The sequence below is a fragment of the Bacteroidota bacterium genome (genome assembly GCA_013696965.1).
Classification (GTDB): domain Bacteria; phylum Bacteroidota; class Bacteroidia; order JACCXN01; family JACCXN01; genus JACCXN01.
In genome coordinates this window covers 53,059-76,806 of sequence record JACCXN010000044.1, presented here as the reverse complement: position 1 = coordinate 76,806, position 23,748 = coordinate 53,059, and the positions used below count along the sequence as shown (strand labels likewise).

Annotated in this window: 17 protein-coding genes and 1 pseudogene; 12 read left to right on the top strand and 6 right to left on the bottom strand. The window is 34.0% G+C overall.

Translation table 11 applies throughout. The features are described 5' to 3' along the window. The first annotated feature begins 17 nt into the window (after window positions 1-17). The 3 genes from H0V01_07270 to H0V01_07260 all read left to right on the top strand — a co-directional run bounded on the left by H0V01_07270 (window position 18) and on the right by H0V01_07260 (window position 4,026). Entirely contained in the window at window positions 18-1,196 is a 1,179-nt protein-coding gene (locus tag H0V01_07270; GenBank protein ID MBA2583169.1) for an acetyl-CoA C-acyltransferase, read from the top strand. 31 nt (window positions 1,197-1,227) lie between these two features. Then, window positions 1,228-3,018, top strand: coding sequence for an acyl-CoA dehydrogenase family protein (locus H0V01_07265; GenBank protein ID MBA2583168.1), 1,791 nt, complete (start codon window positions 1,228-1,230; stop codon window positions 3,016-3,018). Between the two features lie 192 nt (window positions 3,019-3,210). Next, a complete protein-coding gene (locus H0V01_07260) occupies window positions 3,211-4,026 on the top strand; it encodes an SDR family oxidoreductase (protein MBA2583167.1) in 816 nt (271 codons plus the stop codon). A gap of 8 nt (window positions 4,027-4,034) precedes the next feature. Here the strand turns inward: H0V01_07260 and H0V01_07255 are convergent, their stop codons facing one another. Further along, window positions 4,035-5,429 (bottom strand): hypothetical protein, encoded by a 1,395-nt coding sequence (locus tag H0V01_07255; GenBank protein MBA2583166.1) that lies wholly within the window; start codon window positions 5,427-5,429, stop codon window positions 4,035-4,037. A gap of 182 nt (window positions 5,430-5,611) precedes the next feature. Between H0V01_07255 and H0V01_07250 the strand changes: the two genes are divergently transcribed. Beyond that, the gene (locus H0V01_07250; GenBank protein ID MBA2583165.1) at window positions 5,612-6,247 is read left to right on the top strand and encodes a hypothetical protein; all 636 of its coding nucleotides are present in this window, start codon (window positions 5,612-5,614) and stop codon (window positions 6,245-6,247) included. A 147-nt stretch (window positions 6,248-6,394) separates the two neighbouring features. Here the strand turns inward: H0V01_07250 and H0V01_07245 are convergent, their stop codons facing one another. Further along, window positions 6,395-9,217, bottom strand: coding sequence for a PD40 domain-containing protein (locus H0V01_07245; protein ID MBA2583164.1), 2,823 nt, complete (start codon window positions 9,215-9,217; stop codon window positions 6,395-6,397). A 448-nt stretch (window positions 9,218-9,665) separates the two neighbouring features. On the opposite strand from H0V01_07245, the gene H0V01_07240 reads away from it, so the two are divergent. From H0V01_07240 to H0V01_07210, 7 genes are all read left to right on the top strand, one after another. Then, the gene (locus H0V01_07240) at window positions 9,666-10,889 is read left to right on the top strand and encodes an insulinase family protein (protein ID MBA2583163.1); all 1,224 of its coding nucleotides are present in this window, start codon (window positions 9,666-9,668) and stop codon (window positions 10,887-10,889) included. Window positions 10,890-10,891: 2 nt separating this feature from the next. After that, window positions 10,892-11,533: an O-methyltransferase gene (locus H0V01_07235; protein MBA2583162.1), complete on the top strand. Its 642-nt coding sequence runs from the start codon at window positions 10,892-10,894 to the stop codon at window positions 11,531-11,533. Further along, window positions 11,530-12,828 (top strand): anthranilate synthase component I family protein, encoded by a 1,299-nt coding sequence (locus H0V01_07230; protein MBA2583161.1) that lies wholly within the window; start codon window positions 11,530-11,532, stop codon window positions 12,826-12,828. The genes H0V01_07235 and H0V01_07230 overlap by 4 nt, the downstream gene beginning before the upstream one ends. Before the next feature lie 117 nt (window positions 12,829-12,945). Next, on the top strand, window positions 12,946-14,286 hold the full coding sequence (gene tilS / locus H0V01_07225) for a tRNA lysidine(34) synthetase TilS (protein ID MBA2583160.1): 1,341 nt from the start codon (window positions 12,946-12,948) through the stop codon (window positions 14,284-14,286). Window positions 14,287-14,387: 101 nt separating this feature from the next. Next, window positions 14,388-14,684 (top strand): hypothetical protein, encoded by a 297-nt coding sequence (locus tag H0V01_07220; GenBank protein MBA2583159.1) that lies wholly within the window; start codon window positions 14,388-14,390, stop codon window positions 14,682-14,684. A gap of 83 nt (window positions 14,685-14,767) precedes the next feature. After that, a complete protein-coding gene (locus H0V01_07215) occupies window positions 14,768-15,469 on the top strand; it encodes a queuosine precursor transporter (protein MBA2583158.1) in 702 nt (233 codons plus the stop codon). Between the two features lie 91 nt (window positions 15,470-15,560). Then, entirely contained in the window at window positions 15,561-17,639 is a 2,079-nt protein-coding gene (locus H0V01_07210; GenBank protein MBA2583157.1) for a thioredoxin family protein, read from the top strand. Here the strand turns inward: H0V01_07210 and H0V01_07205 are convergent. Both H0V01_07205 and H0V01_07200 read right to left on the bottom strand, forming a co-directional pair. After that, window positions 17,636-18,476: pseudogene (locus tag H0V01_07205) on the bottom strand (ion transporter). The gene H0V01_07210 and the pseudogene H0V01_07205 overlap by 4 nt on opposite strands. A gap of 2 nt (window positions 18,477-18,478) precedes the next feature. Next, window positions 18,479-18,913 (bottom strand): hypothetical protein, encoded by a 435-nt coding sequence (locus H0V01_07200; GenBank protein MBA2583156.1) that lies wholly within the window; start codon window positions 18,911-18,913, stop codon window positions 18,479-18,481. A gap of 168 nt (window positions 18,914-19,081) precedes the next feature. Between H0V01_07200 and H0V01_07195 the strand changes: the two genes are divergently transcribed. After that, complete coding sequence (locus H0V01_07195) at window positions 19,082-20,620, top strand: YifB family Mg chelatase-like AAA ATPase (protein MBA2583155.1); 1,539 nt, start codon at window positions 19,082-19,084, stop codon at window positions 20,618-20,620. Window positions 20,621-20,655: 35 nt separating this feature from the next. Here the strand turns inward: H0V01_07195 and H0V01_07190 are convergent, their stop codons facing one another. Then, a complete protein-coding gene (locus H0V01_07190; protein MBA2583154.1) occupies window positions 20,656-22,422 on the bottom strand; it encodes a T9SS type A sorting domain-containing protein in 1,767 nt (588 codons plus the stop codon). Between the two features lie 147 nt (window positions 22,423-22,569). Continuing rightward, window positions 22,570-23,610, bottom strand: coding sequence for an endo-1,4-beta-xylanase (locus tag H0V01_07185; protein ID MBA2583153.1), 1,041 nt, complete (start codon window positions 23,608-23,610; stop codon window positions 22,570-22,572). Window positions 23,611-23,748 lie beyond the last annotated feature (138 nt).

The following is a 23,748-nucleotide window of genomic DNA, read 5'->3' as shown; positions in this document are numbered from 1 at the left end:
AAAAAATACAAGAAAAAATGGAAGCATATATAGTAGCAGGTTATCGTTCAGCAGTAGGAAAAGCCCCCAGGGGAGTTTTCCGTTCAACAAGACCTGATGATCTTGCAGTAAAAGTAATAAGGCATCTTATGGACCAACTTCCACAGTTGGAAAAAGAAAGAATAGATGATTTAATTGTAGGAAATGCCACGCCAGAGGCTGAGCAAGGTCTTAATGTAGGAAGAATGATTTCTTTAATGAGCCTTGATACCAACAAGGTTCCGGGAATGACTGTGAATCGGTATTGTTCCTCCGGGTTGGAAACAATTGCAATTGCATCTGCAAAAATCCGCTCTGGAATGGCGGATTGTATTATTGCAGGAGGAGTTGAAACGATGTCACCTATCCCTTTTGGCGGTTGGAGGATTGTGCCAAACCCGGCCATTGCCAAAAACCATCCTGAGTGGTATTGGGGAATGGGACTTACAGCAGAAGCCGTTGCTGATGATTTTAAAATTTCACGACAGGATCAGGACGAATTCTCCTATAATTCCCATATGAAAGCGTTAAAAGCAATTGGAGAAGGAAGGTTTAAGGATGAAATTGTACCGGTAAAAGTTATTGAAAATTACCTGGATGAAAACGAAAAAAAACAAACAAGAGAATATACAGTTGACACAGATGAAGGGCCTAGGGCTGGAACTTCAGTTGAGGCATTAAACAGTTTGAAACCTGTTTTTTCTGCCACTGGAAGTGTAACTGCTGGTAATTCCTCCCAAACTTCAGATGGAGCAGCATTTGTAATGGTTATGTCTGAAAAAATGGTAAATGAATTGGGTTTAAAACCAATTGCCCGACTTGTTTCCTATGCAGTTGCAGGCGTTGACCCCAGGATAATGGGAATTGGACCAATTGCAGCAATTCCACAGGCCTTAAAAAGAGCTAATCTAAAGCAAAGTGATATCGACCTAATAGAACTTAATGAAGCCTTTGCCTCTCAGTCTCTTGCAATTATCAGAGATTTGAATTTAAACCCTGATTTAGTAAATGTGAACGGTGGAGCAATTGCACTTGGCCATCCACTAGGTTGTACGGGTACAAAACTATCCGTTCAAATATTCAATGAATTACGAAAAAGACAAAAAAAATATGGCCTTGTTTCCATGTGTGTTGGAACTGGACAAGGTGCTGCTGGGGTTTTCGAACTTCTAAACTAACTGAATTAAAACAATACAACACTTTAAACTCATGGAAACTACAGGTAAAAAAACAATAAAAGGGGGAGAGTTTTTGATCCACCAAACTGATGCTGATTCAATATTTATTCCAGAACAATGGAATGAAGAACAATTAATGATAGCTCAAACCTGCGAGGACTTTCTTGACCAGGAAGTATTTCCTAATCTTGACAGGATTGATAGCATGGAGGAAGGATTGATGCCTTCTCTTTTAGATAAAGCAGGTGCTCTTGGTTTGCTTGGAATTTCTGTTCCTGAGGAATATGGTGGTTTTGGAAAAGATTTTACCACCTCTATGCTTGCTACAGAAGTTACCGGAGCTGGACATTCCTTTGCTGTTGCTCTTTCAGCACATACAGGGATTGGAACATTGCCTATTCTTTATTATGGAAATTCTGAACAAAAATCAAAATATATTCCAAAACTAGCTTCAGGAGAATGGAAGGCTTGTTATTGTTTAACAGAACCCGGTGCTGGCTCCGATGCCAATTCAGGAAAAACAAGAGCTACATTAACAGCGGATGGAAAACATTATGTTTTAAACGGCCAGAAAATGTGGATAACTAACGGAGGTTTTGCCGATGTTTTCACTGTTTTTGCCAAAATTGATGACGATAAGAATTTAAGTGCATTTATAGTAGAAAAAAGCTTTGGTGGTATTTCTTTAAATCCCGAAGAACACAAAATGGGTATTAAGGGAAGTTCTACCAGGCAGGTGTTTTTTAATGATTGCAAAGTGCCTGTAGAAAACCTATTATCTGATAGGGAAAACGGGTTTAAAATAGCTGTAAACATATTAAACATTGGAAGAATGAAACTTGCAGGTGCAGCACTTGGAGCATCTAAAAAGGTAAGTACTTTATCCGTTCAATATGCTAATGAAAGACAACAGTTTGGGAGACCCATTGCAAAGTATGGAGCAATAAGAAGAAAAATTGCAGAACAAGCAATCAAAATCTATGCTTGTGAGTCTGCTTTATATAGGGCAAGTCACAATACGGAAGAGGCCATAAATGATTTGATGGAAAAGGGAATGGAAAAAGAAAGAGCCATACTTAAAGGTGTAGAGCAGTTTGCCATTGAAGCAGCTATATTAAAAGTTGTAGGTTCCGAAGTATTGGATTATGTAGTTGATGAGGGCGTACAAATATATGGTGGCATGGGCTACTCTGCAGAAGCACCAATGGACAGAGCGTATCGTGATGCCCGAATAAACAGAATATTCGAAGGCACCAATGAAATAAACAGGTTGCTTACAGTTGACATGATGCTAAAAAGAGCCATGAAAGGCGAACTGGATTTGATGGGACCTGCTCAAAAAGTTGCAGGCGAACTCCTTGCAATACCTGATTTCGGAAAAGAAGACATGACATTGTTTGGTACCGAGAAAAAAGCAGTGGAGAATTTCAAAAAAGCTGTTTTAATGGTTGCTGGCGCATCTGTTCAAAAACTTATGGCGGAATTGTCAAAAGAGCAGGAAATACTCATGAATATTGCTGATATGTTAATAGACACCTACCTGGCGGAGAGTATATTGCTTAGGGTTGAAAAGCTCACCTCACTGCGAGGGGAAGAGGCTTGCGTAAATCAACTTGATATGATGCGGGTATTTATAAGTGATGCTTCGGATAGGATTAACGCTGCAGGAAAAGAAGCCATAAATTCTTTTGCGGAAGGAGACGAACAGCGCATGATGCTTATGGGACTCAAAAGGTTCACAAAATCTGCTCCATTTAATACAAAAGAGTCAAGAAGAAGGGTTGCAGCAAAATTAATTTCAGAAAATAAATATTGTTTTTAATTTAAGGTTGCACATTTAAAGTTTTTGCTTTTCTATGATTAAAACACCAAAAACAACAAATTAAATTGTTTAAAAGAGCTGTTCTCATCCAACAGCTCTTTCTGTTTTACCCAATGCACGAAGTAACAAACAGGAATGAATATAATATGGCGTATTCTTTCTAATTTTTAAAAATTAAAAAAATTATTACATATGAAAAAAACAGTGTTTATTACCGGAAGCTCCGCAGGTATAGGAAAAGCCACAGCAGTTTATTTTCTGAAAAATGGATGGAATGTTGTTGCCAGTATGCGTTCTCCAGAAAATGAAACAGAGTTGATTAATTCGGACAGCCTTATAATTGCAAGATTAGATGTATGCGATTCTTTAAGCATTAAACAATCCATTGAATTGGGGCTTGCACATTTTGGAAGAATTGATGTTCTTGTAAATAATGCAGGTTATGCCCTTACCGGCCCTTTTGAGGATGCATCAAAAGAACAAATTCAAAGGCAATTTCAAACCAATGTAATTGGACTTTTCGATGTTTGTCGCGCTATACTTCCTCATTTTAGAACAAAGAGAAGTGGAACGATTATAAATGTTGCTTCAGTTGGAGGAAGATTAACTTTTCCTTTTTACAGTTTATATCATTCAACAAAATGGGCCGTTGAAGGATTTTCTGAATCTCTGCAACATGAGCTTTTGTCCTACAACATTAAAGTAAAAGTAATTGAACCTGGACCAATTAAAACAGAATTTTATTCCCGTTCAATGGATTTTTCAACGGAAGGCAAATCTTCTGTTTATGAAATGAATCATCAAAAAGCAATAAAAAACATGCAAAGCTTTGTAGACCAGGGAGGAACTCCTGCGCAGGTAGCAAAAGTAATTTACAGTGCAGCTATTTCCAATTCAAATAAATTACGCTATTCGGCAGGTACAGGAGCCGGATTGATGCTCTTTTTCCGAAAAATAATGCCCGATTCATTTTTCAATAAAATTATAAACTGGATAGTGATGAAATAAATTTCCCTTTATTGTTTAACTTCCCTCTTCGTTTTCAATTCATTGTATTTTAATATTGCAGTAAGGGCTAGGGCTGTAGTTACCGCATCGGATCGCCATAAAAAGGAATCCCTTATTACGGTTCCTCCTGAAAAAAACACCCCTCCGGGCCAATGAACCTGATTTTCATTTTCAATTGCTTGATTAAGTATGAAGTTCATCGATTTTTCTATGAAAGGCAGCGTATTGTGTTTTTCTACCTGGTCAATGTTTAATAGTGCAATTAATGCATACAATGTAACTTGTAGTTCATTTCCTTTAATTTTTGTTCTCCATGTTCCATCATCACGTTGATTTTTTGTTAATCGATCAACCATTACAGGAATGTAGTCCTCAAAATCCGTCATGCCTTGGGCAATAAGTTGAGAAATGATGTAATGAAGCGTAAATTCTGAAGGGTAATAAATGCCACAGTAATTGCAATTGCTTGTTAGCAGGTTGTTTTTGAGCATAATTACAGCTTCTTTTACTCCTGGAGTATTTAGTTCACCAAAGTGGCTTAAAGCTAAAAGTATATTCGCATTTACTATACAATCAACTTCATTTGAATTATAAGGAATATATTGATTTTGCCTGCTTGAAAAGGGCAGAAAACTAATTCCTGTGAAAGGTGTTTCTTCACCAAACCACGTACAAAAAGTTCCCTTAAGGTATTTTTTCTTTCCGAAAAAGAAGTTATAATAATGTGTTTTTTTTCTTTTTAAATTTCGGTATCTGGAAAAATAATGGCCAATTGAATCCGGGACAAGGAATGCAGAGTCAAGCATTAATTTATTTTTGACTTGATTATTTAATTTTAAAGCCATAAACCCCAAAGCCGTATCATCCGCATCGTTGCATATATTGGCGCATTTATTCATAAATTTTGATTTAAAAATAAAATTATTGGGCCTGTGTTGCATGTATTTCTGATTGTTTTCAACATGTTTACTTCTTTGAATAGGGTTCACACTTGGTAGATTATGCCAAAAATTAAAAGTACTATTGCTTTGATACAATAGAATGTTTTCCATTGCAGGTTCCAGCATGCTTGGGATTATCTCAAAATTGGGATAATTAAGATAAATTTCGGCTAACAGATTATGAACCGAAGTGGTTGTGAAACAATTGGAATCATAAGCTGATTTTCCCTTTTTTATGAACAGGGGAAAATAATTCGTGTTTTTAATATAACTACCCCACTCGCCTTTAAAATAATTAAAACCAATTGTTTCTTTCTGTTGGGATTCACTCAAAAACGTTAATCCTTTTGAAATTATAATTTCTGGCGATTCATTCTCAACCATGATTTCTTGGGCAAGCAGGGGAACCTTACTGAATATTGCAAGAGCAAAATAAAGAACTATGAATGCACTTTTCCCCATAAGTAAACAAAATATATTTTTTGTAAAACTATTGAATTACTCAAAGTTTAAATTCTAATTATTGCTGTTTTTAATCTTAAAAGTTCTCATTATGAAGAAAATAATTCACATCTTAAAAAACATCAAAAGCTAAAAAACACTGGCTCATCTTTTGGATTGTAAAGTTAAACTACAAATTAATTATGAAAAACTTTAACTTCTTTCTTTATATCGCAATTCTGTTTACATCATACTTTTCTGTTCTAATTTTACCAACAATGGCTCAGGCAACAGTATCTGAAGCACCAATAAAAAACCAGGTTGATACGCTTAGATCCACCCAATTTAATACTAATTATGGAATAAATATAGCGGGAGCTTATACTGGAAGTGCATTGGGTTTAAATTTGAACCCAAGTATTTATTATACATTTAGAAAAAACTTAATCGCGCTTGGCCCCAATATTCAAAGGGAAAGATTTAATCTTTCTGGTATCCAGGGTTATTTTCAACATGACCTTGCTTCAAATTTAAGCAAAATGAACATCTATTATCATATAAACCTAATGTACCATTTAAGTGCTGACTTAAAACCCAGCAGCTCAGGACCAAATACCAATATTAATGGAACAGCTCCAAAACAAAATACAATTGAAAATTACCTGGGTTTCGGATTGCGAAAAAATATGCATGAACAATTCTATTTAGATACAAGTTTTGGCGTTGGAACTTATTACACAATAAATGGCCAGGATTATATCAATAATTTCCCTTTAAGGCCAGAAAGCGACTTTAGCTTGTTAATAAAATTAGGAATAACCTATGATTTTAAAAAGTAGGGAAAAACAGGAATAAATATAATATCCAATTACTTTTATAAAATAAACTCCCCTTCTTTTCCAATTTCATTCTCCATTTGGAAATTAAGAGCAATTGCAATTGTGGTAAAACACTATTTTTCTGCAATTTCTAATCCAAACTGAAAATTAAAGTTCTCTTCTTAGGAAAAAATTGTTTAGAATTACTTCATCTAATAATTTACGTTCCCCATTATGAAAGGCAGTAATAAAGGCATCTTTTGTCCCCTTTTTAATTACCTTTTTCCTGAATATTTCAGCATCGGAAATAGAATTAAATTCTTTCATCGTAAATCTTGTTATTCCATCAGGATAATCTGTGATATCAGCAGATCCAAATTCGTCCAAATTCTTATATTTGAAATTTTTTGGATGCCTGTATGCTCCAATTTGCACCCTAAACACAAGGCCATCACAAGTATACTTTCCACATTTTTTTATAAATTCATTGTATATTTTTTCATCATTAAGGTCTTTTCCAATAAATTCCTTCAGAAATTCAAAGGCAATAACAGGATCACAAGGCTGATTGAAAAATTCTTCCACTTTTTTTCTTTGGCCAAAATAGAAAACTGTAACAAAAGCATCACTTGTTTGGGGTTCTTTTTTAACAATCATTTGCCTAAATTCCTCTGCTTCAGCCAGGGTAGTGAAAGGCCCCATACTATAACGGGTTTTACCATCATCATATAATTTTTTTTCTATTTTTCCATATTTTTCAAGATGCTGCAATGTAAAGTCATCAGGGTTTTCAAATGATCCTAGCTCAAGTTTAAAGGACAAACCTTCCATACTAACATTACCAAGGTCAACAACAAGGTTTTTGTAATTGGCATTGTCACTAATTAATTCATTTGTTTTGTTATTAACCTTTACTGCGTTATCTCCTCCTGTTTTTTGCTCCTGAAAATCAACATCAGCTGTAAGAGGCTTATCATAGGTTTTGGTATACATTTCCGGATAAAACTCTTTCACTGTTTTTTCATTCCCTTTATCATTAACAGTTACAATTGTTTTTGAAAAAGATTCATCCGCTTTTTTTAATTGATGCCTGGCAATTTCTGCCTCAAGGAAAGTTTTATAAGGACCTGCCTTTAATACCTGAACACCTTCAGGGCTAACTGTTTTTTCAACAGAGGCAATTGAATTTACATTATTTAATTGTTTTTGGCTTGTTTCGGGAGGAAGGGTAATATAAAAATTAACATCCTCTACTTTTTCGTCTCCATGTTCTTTTAAAATTTGATTGTATACTTTAGCTTCATAATTTTCCTTTGTATTATCCTGTTTAACCTTCTCAAGTTCTTGACGAATCATGTTTTGAATAGGTTCTGGTTGTATCGCGGAGGATAGTTTCTCCGATTCATCCTTATAAAAGTGCAGGTCCTTTGCAACTTGTACATAAGTATCTAAAGACTTTATATCTATATATTCTATTTGTTGTTCATATCCTTCTACTTCAAAGGCCAATTTATAGTTTTTTCCTGGGGTAAGTGCGAGTATGTATTTACCACTCACTGCATTTGAATTAAATTCACTAATAAGTTCTCCCTTTTCTACATCGGTTACAAATATTTTAGCCTCAACAGGTTCTCCATCCGCAGTAATAGCGCCCAAAACGAGGGCCAAAACCGGTTTAACACCAGGAAAAGCTGGAGTAACCGAATAAATATCCTGCAAACCCTTTCCATTTGCCTTTGAAGAAGAATAAAACCCTTTCTCTCCGCTTGCAGTAATTACATAATAAATATCATCACCCGTTGTATTGATCGGATAACCAAGATTTTCAGGTACAGACCACTTTTCATTCAATAATACGGAAGAAAAAATATCATAACCTCCAATACTTGTGTGCCCCTGGGAGCTAAAAAACAAGGTAATCCCATCTGGGTGAATAAACGGTGCATCATCATTCAACTTTGTATTTATTGCGGGGCCGAGATTTTCTGCTTTTCCCCATTCACCATTGGGCATTTTATGTGAACGGTATATATCTCTTCCTCCAAATCCTCCAGGACGTTCACTAGAAAAATACAAAATATTTTCGTCACTCGACAAACTACAACTACCTTCCCATGATTTAGAATTTATATTCTCCCCCATTGGTTCAGGTACTGACCATTCATCGCCCTTAAGATAACTTATATAAATATCGCCCTTTATTTTGGCACTGCTTTTATAAATAAACATTTTTTGACCATCGGCTGAAAGGGCAATTGCAGCATCATGCTGATTGGAATTTATATTATCTCCAATGCCCTCAGGGGTAAGCCATTCTTCTCCTAACCTGTATGAAATAAAAATATCTTCGTAATAAATTCCATCAGGATCAGATTTAAATGATTTATTCTGTAATCCTCCCTTACTCCTATTGCCCCTATAGGTGAAAATCAAAACAGATCCATCGGTAGAAATTAAAGGAACATATTCAGAATGCTCAGTATTGATTGGATCTCCAATATTTTCAACAAGAGATTTAACCTGGTTTGAAACTATTGTTTTACCGTTCTCAGCATTAGAAATATACCTATTAACTAGTGCAATCATATCAGCAGAAGGTTTTTGCTTAACATATTGATTGAATAACTCTAATGCCATATCAAATTTATAATCCTTTAAATATGCTAATCCAAGATATAGAGAAACATCTTTTAAAGATGGTTCAAGGGAATGGCATTGCTCAAGATAAGGAATTGCTTTTTCAACTTCATCTGGTTTATTTAGATAACATATTCCTATTTTATATTTAAAAAATATTTCAGATTTATACTTTTTCTCAAAATCAAGATACAAGGGTAATGCTGAGATGAAATTATTTTCCTCAAACAAATATTCGGCTCTTGATAATTTTTCCTGTTCATCTTTTGAAAACTTACCCTGTGAAAAAAGCTGCAAAGGTAAAATCGAAAAGCAAAGCAGTAATAGATTTAGATTTAGATTTAGATTTTTCATGTTATAAAATTGCAAAGAATAGCTAGGCATTAATTAATAGAAATCAAGTATTTATAAACATTCGAACGTTGAAATCCTCTAAATGTTACAGTAGGCATCCTCTGAAACAAAACAAAGGAGACACTAATAGGAAGATTTCTATTATTCTCAAATTGTATTTAATCAGAATTTATCTCTAAATAATCAGCTAATATTCTCAAAAAATGTATAAAAATTTTCTTATTTGGTTAATTAATTCCTTTTAAATTGTTTCCAATTAAAAACCAATTGGTTAAACATAACCCAAAATACTCCAATAAATAAATACAAAAAATCTTTAAATTAAAAAACTTTAAGAACAATTTGGGGATAGATTTAATGCTATAAATAGTTTTTGAAAAGGAAGATTTTTACATTAATAGTTCATGACTGAATTATTACCTTTGCAAAAAAAAACAATTTGAAAGACATTAACATTTTTACTCTTTCCAATGGCATTAGAATAGTGCATAAGGAAACACCAGATGCTACTGTTGCTCATTGCGGCTTCCTGATTGATGTAGGTTCAAGGGATGAAGATGATCACCAACAGGGCCTTGCCCACTATATTGAACATGTTCTTTTTAAAGGCACAAAAAAGCGCAAAGCATTTCACATATTAAACCGGCTTGATGCTGTGGGAGGAGAAATTAATGCTTATACAACCAAGGAATCAACATGCATATTTGCCTCCTTTTTAACAGAGCATTTTGAAAGAGCTTTTGAGCTTTTAAAAGATATAACCTTTGATTCGGTTTTTCCTGAAAAGGAAATTGAAAGAGAAAAAGATGTAATAATAGATGAAATCAACTCCTACCTTGACAGTCCTTCTGAACAAATTTTTGATGATTTCGAGGATCAAATTTTCAGGGGACATCCATTGGGTAGAAATATATTGGGAACAATCAAAAGCGTTAGAAATTTTACAAGGGAGGACGTATTGAGTTTTATTGCAAAACATTATACTCCCCATAGAATTGTTTTTAGTGTTGTTGGTAATTTCAAGGCAAGTTATGTAGAGAAATTAGCAGGAAAATACTTAGCAGATATTAAAGAAAAGGAGAATTTATACCAGCGAAAAATATTCAAAGGCTACAAACCCAATGTTCAGGTACAGAAAAAAACAACATTTCAAGCTCATTTCACTTTAGGCAATGTTGCCTATTCAAGAAAGAATAAAAAGAAAATACCTTTGGTTCTGCTTAACAATATGCTTGGTGGCCCGGCAATGAATTCAAGGCTTAATCTTGCAATCAGAGAAAAGTATGGATACACCTATAATCTTGAATCAAATTATTCAGCCTATTCTGATACCGGCTTATTTAGTGTTTACCTTGGAACAGACAATCAATTTTTAGATAAAACGATAAACTTGGTAAAAAAGGAACTTTACAAATTCAGTGAAAAAAAATTAGGAACCCTGCAATTGCATTATGGAAAAAAACAGTTGATTGGACAAATAGCCATGGCCCAGGAAAACAAAGCCGGATTAATGCTGGCAATTGGCAAAAGCTTGCTTTATACAGGAAAAGTGGAAACACTGAAGGATATTTTTTCCAAAATAGAAAATATTTCTGCTGAAGAGTTGCATAGCGTTGCAAATGAAATTTTCAATGAAAAAGAATTCAGCAGTCTCACATATTTAGCTAAATAATTATGGAATTTTTAGACCCAAAATTAGAAGAATATGTATTGGAACATACCAGTGCTGAACCAGAAATTTTAGTAAAACTCAACAGAGAAACAAACGCAAAAATACTGATCCCAAGAATGCTTTCGGGTCATCTTCAGGGAAGGGCACTTAGTATGTTCAGCAGGATGATAAATCCTATGAACATTCTTGAAATTGGAACCTATACAGGTTATTCTGCAATTTGTCTTTCTGAGGGTTTAAAAGAAGGAGGAAGAATTTATACTATTGATATAAATGAGGAACTTGAAGCCATGGTAAGAAGATACTTACATGAAGCTGGTGTGGAGAACAAAACTCAATATATTATTGGAAATGCACTTGATGTAATTCCAACCTTAAATATTACTTTCGATTTGGTTTTCATTGATGCAGATAAAGAAAATTACCTTAATTATTTCAACCTGGTTTTCGATAAAGTAAAGCCAGGAGGTTTTTTGATTGCTGACAATGTTTTATGGAGCGGGAAGGTTATTGATCCTTCTGAAAAAATGGATAAGGACACAAAAGCACTTATGGAGTTTAATAAAGCCATTATTAAAGATACACGCGTTGAAAATGTTTTGTTCCCCATTAGAGATGGATTGATGATTATCCGAAAAAAATGAAACGCAAAGTAATTACTCTTCCTGTAAAAGAAGGTTATCTCACTGCTTTAGAAAAGCATTTTCAAGGAAAAACATATTTGGTATTAAACAGCAATGATTGGCCTGAGCAATATGACCAAGTTATTGCTGCTGATACAATTGATGATTTCACACAAACATCAGGCGATATTTTTGAGGGACTTCAGAATTATCACAATCAAAAAAAAGACTGGCTGTTTGGTTACTTAAGCTATGAGTTAAAAAACAGGCTGGAGCACTTAAATTCCAACAACCCTGATTTTCTTGATTTTCCTGACATCTATTTTTTCAGGCCAAGATTTTTAATGCTGGTAAAAGAGGGGGAAATTCTCATTCAATTTCATGACAATAAAGATAATAATGCACAGGTAACTGTGCTCATTAATTTATTAAAGAAAGAACACCAAAAACCCCAGCAATTAAAACTTTTACCAATACAAAAAATTACGCAAAAAATAAGCAAACAGGAATATATTGAAAAAATAAAAGGAATTAAAACCCATATACAAAAGGGAGATATTTATGAAATGAATTTTTGCCAGGAATTTTATTCTAAGAATACAAATTTCCAGCCTGCTGATTTCTACTTTAGGTTAAATGAAATATCACCCATGCCTTTCTCCTGCTACCTTCACCACAATAATAAATTCCTGCTATGTGCAAGCCCTGAAAGGTATTTGAGAAAGATCGGAAATAAAATTATATCTCAACCAATAAAGGGAACAATTAGAAGAGGAGTTGATCCAACAGAGGATCTAATCCTGATAAAAGAGTTAAGGGAAAGTCAAAAAGAGAAAAGTGAAAACGTTATGATTGTTGATCTTGTAAGAAACGACCTTTCCCGCACTGCATCAAGGGGAAGTGTAAATGTGGAGGAATTGTTCAAAATAAAATCTTTCAGCCAGGTTCATCAAATGATTTCTACAATAAGTTCAGAATTAAAACCTGGGTTAGGATTTACAGAAGTTCTTAAAACCACATTTCCAATGGGCTCAATGACTGGTGCGCCAAAAGTAAGAGCAATGGAAATAATTGAGGAATTTGAAACAACAAAAAGAGGGCTGTTCTCAGGATCCGTTGGTTATATTACACCCGATGGCGATTTTGATTTTAATGTAGTAATCAGAAGCATATTGTATAATTCACTTAACAAATACCTTTCGTTTATGATTGGTGGTGCAATAACAATTCATGCAGATGCAGAGAAAGAATATGAAGAATGCATGTTAAAGGCAAAAGCAATTTTTATGGCCTTAAATTATACAGAAAAAGTTTAAAAAAATATAAAGCCTGAACTAATTTTTCATCCAAAAGGGCAATTGTTTTATCTAATAATAAATTATTTATCTCGTTTATTGTATTATCAGTAAATTAGTATCTTTTTAAAGAAATTAATGAAGGAAAAATTCATAAATTATATTCATCAACATAAGCTTTTTTCAAAAAAGGATAAAATTTTGCTCGGTGTAAGCGGAGGCATGGATTCTGTTGCAATGTGTGAGCTTTTCTTCATTGCCGGATTTGATTTTGGAATTGCCCACTGCAATTTTCAATTAAGGGCTGAAGAATCTGCAGAAGATGAGAAATTTGTAAAACAACTTGCATTGAAATACAATGTGCCTTTTTTTTGCATCCAGTTCCAAACGTCTAAAGTAGCAGCATCTTCTAAAGTATCAACCCAAATGGCAGCACGCAAGTTACGCTATGATTGGTTTGAAAAAATAAGGATGGAACATAAATATTCACATGTTGCAGTTGCCCATCATAGTGATGATGATGTGGAAACATTTTTCATTAATTTATTAAGGGGAACAGGACTTGCAGGACTTGCAGGAATTAATCCCAAAAGAGGATATTTGGTAAGGCCCTTATTGTTTGCTTCAAGAAATGAAATTGAACAATTCATACATTCAGGAAATTTAATTTACAGAGAGGATAGCAGCAATTCATCTTCAAAATACATTAGAAATAAAGTTAGGCATAACCTGATTCCCCTTATGAAGCAAATAAATCCTTCTATAACAAAAACCGTAAAGGATGAAATTTACAGGTTAAAACAGGCCAATCAAATTTTCATGCAGGCTATTGAAGAAAAAAAAAGAAAACTGCTATTTAAATCAGCCACTGATGCTTCCTATTCTTTAGCTATTGATGAATTGAAAAAATTAGATCCCCTACAAACCTGGTTGTATGAATTTCTATCCCCATTTAATTTTAATATAGAATCAGTAAATGAAATAATTTCTGCTTTCGATTCAATTTCTGGCAAACAATTTTTTTCCTCCAGCCACCGTATTGTAAAGGATAGGGAATTTCTAATTATTTCCCCAATTCCTCAGATAAAACCAGTTGAAGCAACTTTAATTGAGGAGCATACACAAAAGATTGATTCCCCTTTTAATATTGAATTTATAAAAATTAAAAAAAACGATGCTTTCAAAATCATTGCTAAACCTGAAATTGCCTTTCTTGATTTGGCTAAAATTGAGTTTCCATTGCAAATAAGAAAATGGAAACTTGGAGATAAATTTATACCTTTGGGGATGACTGGGTATAAAAAAATCAGTGATTTTTTAATTGATTTGAAAATATCAGTAATTGATAAAGAACAGGTTTATGTATTGCAATCAGGAAATGACATTGCTTGGATTATAGGCCACAGACTTGACAATAGGTTTAAAATTTCAAAAGAAACAGAACAGGTATATCAAGCAGAAGTAAAAAAAACTCACTAATAACAACTGTTCTGCAAATAGCATTAATTCTTGTGTAACTGAAATAGAAATCCCCCGTTAAAGTATTTAAATTGATTAATAATTAAACACCCCCCTGGCTTATGGAAAACGTTACAAATTCACCCGTATTGGTTCAAAAAGAAGATATTTCAAACCTGCTTTTCCCTGCCAAAGAGGTTTTAAGCTCTGGCGATGATATTAAAATAAGAAGGAGCGATTTGGAACGAGCAACCAAGCTTGGAAACGCAGAAAGGGGAAAAATAAAAATTATTTTTGAAGATAAGGAAGGTATTAAAAAGGTTGAAACAACCATTTGGGCAACCACCGAAAAAAATATAATTTTAAAAGGTGGAGTTTTTATTCCTATTCATAGAATTCACCAGATAAACATCTATTAAAAAAATTTCAAATAAAAACAGAAAAGGCAATGTTTAAGTAACATTGCCTTTTCTGTTTTTATTAATTTTCACGTTGTTAAAAAATGCAAACAATCACATTCAGCCAAAACAATACGGTATTTGCCAACCGAATGTATCTTATATTATCTGGTGTTTTTATCGCCTCACTTATACTAAGCAACTTAATATTTCAAAAATTTTTCTCCTGGAATCCTTTTGGAATTTATGATTTTCAATTATCAGTAGGAATCCTGCCTTATCCCATCACTTTTTTAATTACAGATCTTATATCAGAAATTTATGGAAGAAAAAAAGCAAATGAAGTTGTTATTGCTGGTTTGTTTTCCAGTTTATTCGTACTTCTGGTGGTGTACATTGCCAATGAAGCAGATGCAGTTGCATGGTCTCCATTAAACAATGTTGAATTCAGTAAGGTTTTTGGTTTAACTATAATTGCAGTAGGATCATCCATGATGGCCTATTTGCTTGCACAACTTATCGATATAAGGCTTTTTCATTTCTGGAAAAAGCTTACAAAAGGAAAACATCTGTGGTTAAGAAATAACGGCTCTACAATTGTTTCCCAATTGGTGGACACTGCAACAGTTCTGCTTCTTTTATCCTTTGCAAAGGTAATTGCCTGGGAAAAATTTACTGATTTACTTATTAATGGTTTTTTATTTAAAGTTTTGGTGGCCTTGTTGGACACTCCTGTTTTTTATATTCTTACACATTATTTTAGAAAAAGGTTCAATCTTAAGCCAGGGGAGGAAATTAGTATTTAATAAACAATGGCAATGCAATATTAATGCACATTTTTGGGTTTTTTACTGGTTAGAATTTGTTATTTTTGGCCTAAAAAAAGATTAAAACACAATGAGGAGAAGATACTTAATTAATTTATTCGTTTTTATTTCAATCCTTTTTACTGCAAAATTTGCTTCAGCCCAAATGTATGCTCCCGTAAAATGGGACTTTTCTGTTAAAAACATAAATGAATCAGAAAGAGAATTAATTTTCACTGCAACAATTAATCACGGTTGGCATCTCTACTCTCAACAGGAATATGAAGACGGACCAATTCCTACATCCTTTCATATTGAAAAATCTCCCTCATTTAAACTTAATGGCAAAGTATTAGAGGGGAAGTCCATTAATGAATTTGATTCTAATTTTGGAATTGAATTAAAATATTTCAAGAACAAAGCAGTATTTACTCAAAAGATAAAAGCAATTTCAACTGAAAAATTCAAAATATCGGGAGTGCTTGAATTTATGGTATGTGATAATGAAAAATGTCTTCCTCCAGAAGAAATTGAATTTAGTTTTGCTGTAGATGGCTTTACTCTAGCTAACAATTCAGAAGTTGCTGATGTTGAACCTCAGGTTAAAGTGGATACAATTCAGGTGGTTGAAATTGAACAAGGAAAAGATCCCTTACCAACAATAAAAAATTCAGACCTGGGAACCCAGCCAAATACTTTAGGGGCAAAATCCTTTTGGGGAATCTTTATTGCAGGTTTCCTTGGGGGTTTTCTCGCGCTTTTAACACCTTGTGTTTTCCCTATGATACCACTTACCGTAAGTTTTTTTACTAAAAAAAGTAAAACAAGGATGCAGGGAATTGGTAATGCATTAATTTATGGAGCCTCCATTATTGTTATTTATGTAGCCTTAGGATTTATTATAACTAAGATTCTAGGCCCTGATGCAATGAATTCCTTTGCCAGTAATGTTTGGATGAATTTACTGTTTTTTGTGATTTTTATTGTATTTGCAATTTCTTTTCTGGGCGCATTTGAAATTACCCTGCCAGCTTCCTGGATAAACAAAGCCGACTCTGCATCAGACAGGGGTGGCTTTATTGGAATATTCTTCATGGCATTTACTCTTTCCCTGGTTTCGTTTTCCTGTACTGGCCCAATAATTGGAACCCTTTTGGTTGAGGCATCTGTAGGAGGCAATAATCTTGGGCCATTGGTTGGAATGGCTGGCTTTTCAACTGCACTTGCACTTCCATTCGGACTTTTTGCAGCTTTTCCAGGATGGCTTAATTCATTACCAAAATCGGGAGGCTGGCTGAATTCCGTTAAAGTTGTACTGGGTTTATTGGAGTTAGCCCTTGCCATTAAATTCCTTTCTAATGCAGATATGGTTTCGCATTGGGGAATTATAACACGTGAAGTTTTCATTGCTTTGTGGATAATTATTTTCATTGTACTTGGTTTCTATCTTTTAGGAAAAATTAAGTTTTCACACGATAGTGATATAAAACATGTAAGCATTCCCCGTTTATTTTTGTCTATACTCACTTTTTCCTTTGTAGTTTATCTGATTCCGGGAATGTGGGGAGCTCCATTAAAAATAATCAGTGGTTTTCCTCCTCCCTCCTTTTACTCCGAGGGCTGGAATATTAATGGTTCATCTTCTTCCCAGGATGAAAACCAGGCTATTGTTGAAGGTATCGACAAAAGCAAATGCCCTTTAAACCTTCCTTGTTTTAAGGATTATGATTTGGCCCTTGCATATGCCCAAAGCCAGGGCAAACCGCTTATGGTTGATTTTACTGGATGGTCCTGCGTTAACTGCCGCAAAATGGAGGAACAGGTTTGGGTCGATCCAAGGGTTTTAACAAGACTCAAAAATGATTATGTTTTGGTATCCCTTTACGTGGATGATAAAACTAAACTCCCCCAGGAAGAAATTTATATTTCACCTGTTACCGGTAAGAAAATAAAAACTATTGGCAATAAATGGAGTGATTTACAAACTACCCGTTTTAAAACCAACTCTCAGCCACTTTATGTTCTTCTTGATAACAATGAACAATTATTAAATGAGCCTACTGCATATGACACGGATATCGAAAAATACATTGCTTTTTTAGATAGTGGCAAAGCTGAATTTACGCGAAGGAAAGAAAAAAAAGTACTTATTAAATCACCTCTTTCTTAGAATTTATTATCATCCAGGGGATTTAAAACTGCGCCACAATATTTACAATGCATTGCATCAATGTCATGTCCCTCCTTTGAACATTGCCAACAAGCTTGCCTACTGATTTCTTTTTTGTCAATATTTGCAATACCCATAGATACAAGGCCAGTTGGAACAGCAATAATAGAATAACCCATTATCATAATTGCAGATGCTATCAATTTTCCAATTGGAGTAACTGGAACTATATCACCATATCCCACTGTAGTAAGAGTAATAATAGCCCAATAAATCCCTGTAGGTATGCTTACAAAACCATGTTCAGGCCCTTCTATTACGTATAGCAAAGCCCCCATAATGGTAACTATTGTAAAAACTGTTATAAAAAAAATAGTAATCTTCGCTCTATTCTGCCTCAATGATAACATCAATACCTTTGATGCCCAAGTATACTTAGAGAGTTTGAAAAATCCTGAATATTCTTAACATTCGCAAAATTCTAACAACTCCAAGATAATGGGTTTCAGCCCAAATTATTGCAATATAAACAGGAAGAAAGGCTACAAGATCAACTAAGCCAAAAAAACTGAAAACATAATTAAAAGGCTTGCCAACACTTATCAGTCTTAAAAAATATTCAATGGTAAAAATTATAGTAATGCACCATTCAATTACGAAAAGGATTTCACCGTATTTTATTCTAACCGACTCAACGCTTTCAAGAACAATGGTAAGCACACTGATGAAAATCAGGATGAGCAGTGCTACATCAAAAAATTTACCAGCAGGCGTATCGGCTTCATAAATTATTTCATGAATTTTTTTTTGCCAGGGGGCTAATTGGAATTTGTTCATATTTAAAAGTCAAACGTAGGCTCGGGTGCTCTTTCGTAGGCTTTTTTCTTTGGCTTTACATGCTTTACAAACATTATATTAATCAATTCATCTTCAAGTGTAACAAGGGTTTTAGAAATACCTGCTACAATTGAAACAGGAAAATCATGTTTGTAATTTCTTTTGACAAACTCATAGGAACCATCCTGAAATTTTATCTGCATTTCTTTTACTACTACCCTTCCCTCAACAACATTTACTTTCCCAAGATAACAATCGGCATTGCTACCATAGCGAATAGAAATAATAACATCTTCATACCATCCATCAGGAATATTTTCAGCACCTCTTTCTTCAAAAACTTTTGCATATTTCTGATAACAATTAACCTCAATGTCCTTTTGAGCAAAGGAAGAAAATGAGGTAAACAATAGGGCTGCTAGTAAAAGTTTTTTCATGAAATTTTCAGTTTTAAATTCATTCAAGTTGGCTAATTTAATGATTGTTCGGTTCTTTTCATAATTGATTATCTAAAATTTAAGTAAAATTCACTTATTGATTTTAATATGTTATTTTTATAAAGGAGTAAATCATTTTGGAAAATATTTTTTTAAATACGAAAAAAAATGCTGGTTAAAACATATGGAAGTGCCGTTTTTGGGGTAAATGCAACAACAATTACAATAGAAGTAAATATTGGGCAGGGAGTAAATTTTTTAATGGTGGGATTGCCTGACAGTGCAGTAAAAGAAAGCCAGCAAAGAATTGATGCCGCTTTGAAAAACAATGGCTACAAAATCCCGGGAAGAAGCATTGTCATAAATATGGCTCCGGCAGATATAAGAAAGGAAGGTTCTGCTTATGATTTAACCCTTGCAATTGGTATTCTGGCAGCTTCAGAACAAATAAAAGCAGAAAATGTGCATAAATATATGATCATGGGGGAGCTTTCCCTGGATGGAGGATTGCAATCCATTAAAGGAGTTTTGCCAATTGCCATTAATGCCCGTAATGAAGGTTTTACAGGAATTATTCTTCCCAAACAAAATGCAGGTGAGGCAGCAGTTGTAGACAACCTGGAAGTATTGGGAGTTGAAAACATTAAAGAAGTAATAGATTTTTTCAATGGAGACCTTGAATTGGAAAAAACCATCATAAATATTAAGGATGAGTTTTATTCCAGCTTAAACACCATTGAATTTGATTTTTCAGATGTAAAAGGCCAGGAAAACATAAAAAGAGCATTGGAAATTGCGGCAGCAGGTGGACATAATGTTATTTTAATAGGCCCTCCAGGAGCAGGAAAAACCATGCTTGCTAAAAGACTTCCAACTATTCTTCCTCCTTTAAATTTACAGGAATCATTAGAAACAACAAAAATACATTCTGTGGCAGGAAAAATGAGCAAAGGATCCTCTCTTATAACTGCACGTCCTTTTCGTTCTCCACACCATACAATTTCGGATGTGGCACTTGTTGGAGGGGGTAGCTATCCTCAACCTGGTGAAATTTCCCTTGCTCATAATGGAGTGCTGTTTCTGGATGAATTACCCGAATTTAAAAGAACAGTACTGGAAGTAATGCGCCAGCCATTAGAAGAGAGATTAATCACAATTTCAAGGGCAAAATTTTCTGTAGAATATCCCGCAAGCTTCATGCTTGTTTCTTCCATGAACCCTTGTCCTTGCGGTTATTACAACCATCCTGAAAAAGAGTGTGTTTGTGCTGCAGGTGTGGTCCAAAGGTATTTGAATAAAATTTCAGGCCCACTTTTAGATCGAATTGATATACATATTGAAGTTACCCCTGTATCTTTTAATGAATTAACTGATCAAAGAATTCCTGAAAAAAGTGAAACTATACGGGAAAGAGTGATATTGGCGCGTGAAATCCAGGAAAAAAGATACATAAATGCCCATGGTATCCATTGCAATGCCCAAATGACCTCAAAGTTATTAAAAGAAATTTGCAAAATAGATGCAGCAGGACAGCAACTATTAAAAATTGCCATGGAAAGGCTTGGCCTATCAGCAAGGGCTTATGACAGAATATTAAAAGTAGCCAGAACCATTGCTGATTTAGAAAAAAGTGAAAGTATCCAGAATCAGCATCTGGCAGAGGCAATACAATTCAGGAGCCTGGATAGGCAAAACTGGGCCGGATAGGTGAAGGATTAAAAACAATTAAATTTGTTTTCCGGCTAAATCCTAACAATCTTATAATTAAATTTAACATCATTAAGGTAAACCCTCAAATAATAGATGCCATTTGCCATATTTAATCCATCCAAATTTACTTCATATTCATAAATTCCGATTGTTTGATTCTCAGAAAAAACAACATGTACTTTTTGCCCAAGATTATTTAAGATCTCAATACTTACAGCAGCTTTTTCAGCCAAAGTATATTTTATTTTAAACATACTTCTTACAGGATTTGGAGCTATTGCCAAACCTTTGAAATTTAATTGGGAAAGTTCTGAAATTTCACATATTCCCAAAGGGATTTTTTCCATAGGCTCAAAACTACAAATCTTCATTGTTGTACTCTCATTCATTACAAGATTTCCGGCCTCAATATTTCTTTCATTCAAAACCAGGTTTTGTGTTCCCTGATTGTAGGAAAAGTGCATAATATCACTTGGATCAATCACATGGCCCAGTTGGTGCGCATGTCCAAGTTCATGCAAGGCAATTGTTTGCATGTCTATTTGAAAAGGCCCGGGCATTTCAGTTCCATAATGCCAGTTTACTCCTGGAGCAAACACGATGTCCATTTCACTTAAATACCACCTTCCTTCCTGGCAGGAGGAATAATAACTAAAAGCTGTACCAAGTACACCTTCAGGAAGTTCATTGAAAGCAGCAAAACGAATAATGTTAATATCATCTCTTTTTGTTACATCAACTTTTGCTACATCCCCAATAAGCCAATTTATGCCAGTATTGCATTTCCATGTGTTAAAAGCCCTTTTAAAAGCAGCTCCTGCAGCCTTGCTAAGATCGAATAATTCTGTCATTTGCCAAACATATCCTCCGGTTGGATTATTACTAACCATATTAGCAGGATAAGCTTTATCGTTATCTATCAAATTAATTCGGGAAAATAAAACAACCAAAGTGACCTGGCTTGTAGCTGTAGTTTGTTGCGTTACCCTAATTCTCCCTGTTCCTGCATCTTCTGGCACTTCAACTACTATTTCAGTGTTCGTCCACTTTATATATTGATGTGGCAAAGGTTCAACAAAACTAGCTCCACCATCATCTGCATTTCTAAATCCTACAGTTCCGCTTCCCTTGCTACTTCCAAACCCACTTCCCTGAATTGTTAACAATTCTTTTGTTCCTGCAGAAACACCCATTGGTAAGAAACCAGTAATTAATGGAATCATACGGGATGAATTATTTTGATCATCCCTTAACTCTGCAATATTAAATGCTTTTATTATTTTATATTGATTTTTTAATGAAAGCAAGGGATAAAGCTTTTTTTCTACATTGGTATATTTATTAAAAACATCCGTAGCACTTATATCTTCTGGATTATATTTAATAAAACCCTGTTTTGAAGCCACGGATTCAAAAATTTGATCTGAATAATAATTAATTACCCCTGGCAATTTTGATGATGTCAATACAAAAACTCCAACATTGCCTATATCTAATGATAAAAAATCAGAAACAAAAAGCATTTCATTCTCTAGCACGCCTCCCTCTGTTAATATTTGAATAAAGGCTGAAGAATTGCTTCCTTTAAATACTTTAAATACTTCAATTTTATTTAAGGTATATATCCTCTTAGTCTCAGGATTCCAAAAAGATTTTTTTTCTTCAACTTTACCTTCAATAATCAATGATGCGGAGTTTACTCTTCGGGATAGAGGAACTTCATAAAGGGAACATTGAGCATATATTCCCATGCCTGGTAAAAGCAAAAGAAAAAAAAACATATTGACTATAATCCTCATAGTGCAAAGTTAAGAATATTCTACAATAGATTTTCCAGGGTAAAAATGGTTAAACAAAGGTTTCTATATGTATGTTTTTATTAATTATTAAACAAACCAAGAATTGATAAAAGAATTTCATTAATTTTGAGGATTCCTTTTGAGTTATTATTCTAACCCTTCAACAAAACCACAGTAAGATGGTTTAATTGAATAATTCTCATCATACAACAAAGGCCATTCCTTTCGTCCAAATTCCTTTCTAACCCATGTATCTGCATCAGAAACACCCCATATGCTAATTCCGTATTTATTTTCAGATGGTAATTTATTAAAGGCTTCAACAATAATCTTGACCTTTTTTTTTTGCTCTTTCATTAAATGGAAAGTTGGATCCTCTACCTTGGTATTTGAATTTACAACAACATCAAGTTCAGAAATATGAACTTTTAAATTTGTTTGCTCAAAAGATTTAATTGCGTTTTGAATTTGTCTATCTGTTGGATATTCAAATGAAACATGCATTTGCATTCCTATTCCATGTATTTGAATTCCCAATGACTTTAATTCTTTTGCCATTTTTAATACGGCTTCCATTTTACGTGGCTTTGATTCAAGATTGTAATCATTATAAAAAAGAAGGGCATCAGGGTCTGCCTGGCTTGCATATTGGAATGCAAGGGTTATATAATGCTCTCCAATATGTTGTTTCCAAATTGTGTTCCTTAAGCTTCCATCATCTTCAAATGCCTCATTTACAACATCCCATGCTTTAATTTTTCCTTTATATCTACTTACCAAGGCAATAATGTGATTTCTGAACATAATGTTCCAATCTGCGGTATAGTTTTCCATCCAATGCGGCAAATGATTGTGCCAGATTAGGGCATGCCCATGAAAGCTTTTGTTTTCTTTAATACTAAAATCAACAAGTTGATCTGCTTCATCCCAATTAAAAACATTTTCTTCAGGATGAATAAATTCTGCTTTCATTGCATATTCAGGAGTAATACTATTAAACTGGGATTTAACTATCTCTTTGTATCTTTCATTGTTTATGATTTTATCATAGCTAACAGCAACCCCAACATTAAATGTTGTTAGTTTATACAAACTCTTCTCATTGCAATCAATTAGTTTTTGAATGTCCTTTTTACAGCTCGAAAACAGTACAATAAAAGACACCAAAAGCAACAGTTTTAATTTCATTTAACAAGAATTCTTTCCTATTAAATTTATCAAAAAATCCTGTAATTATAAAATTACACTATCTCGGCAGGTTTTTGTTTCAAGAAATAAAATCGGAAATGATAAAATGTTGAGTACATTCTTTGAACTTAAAATGGT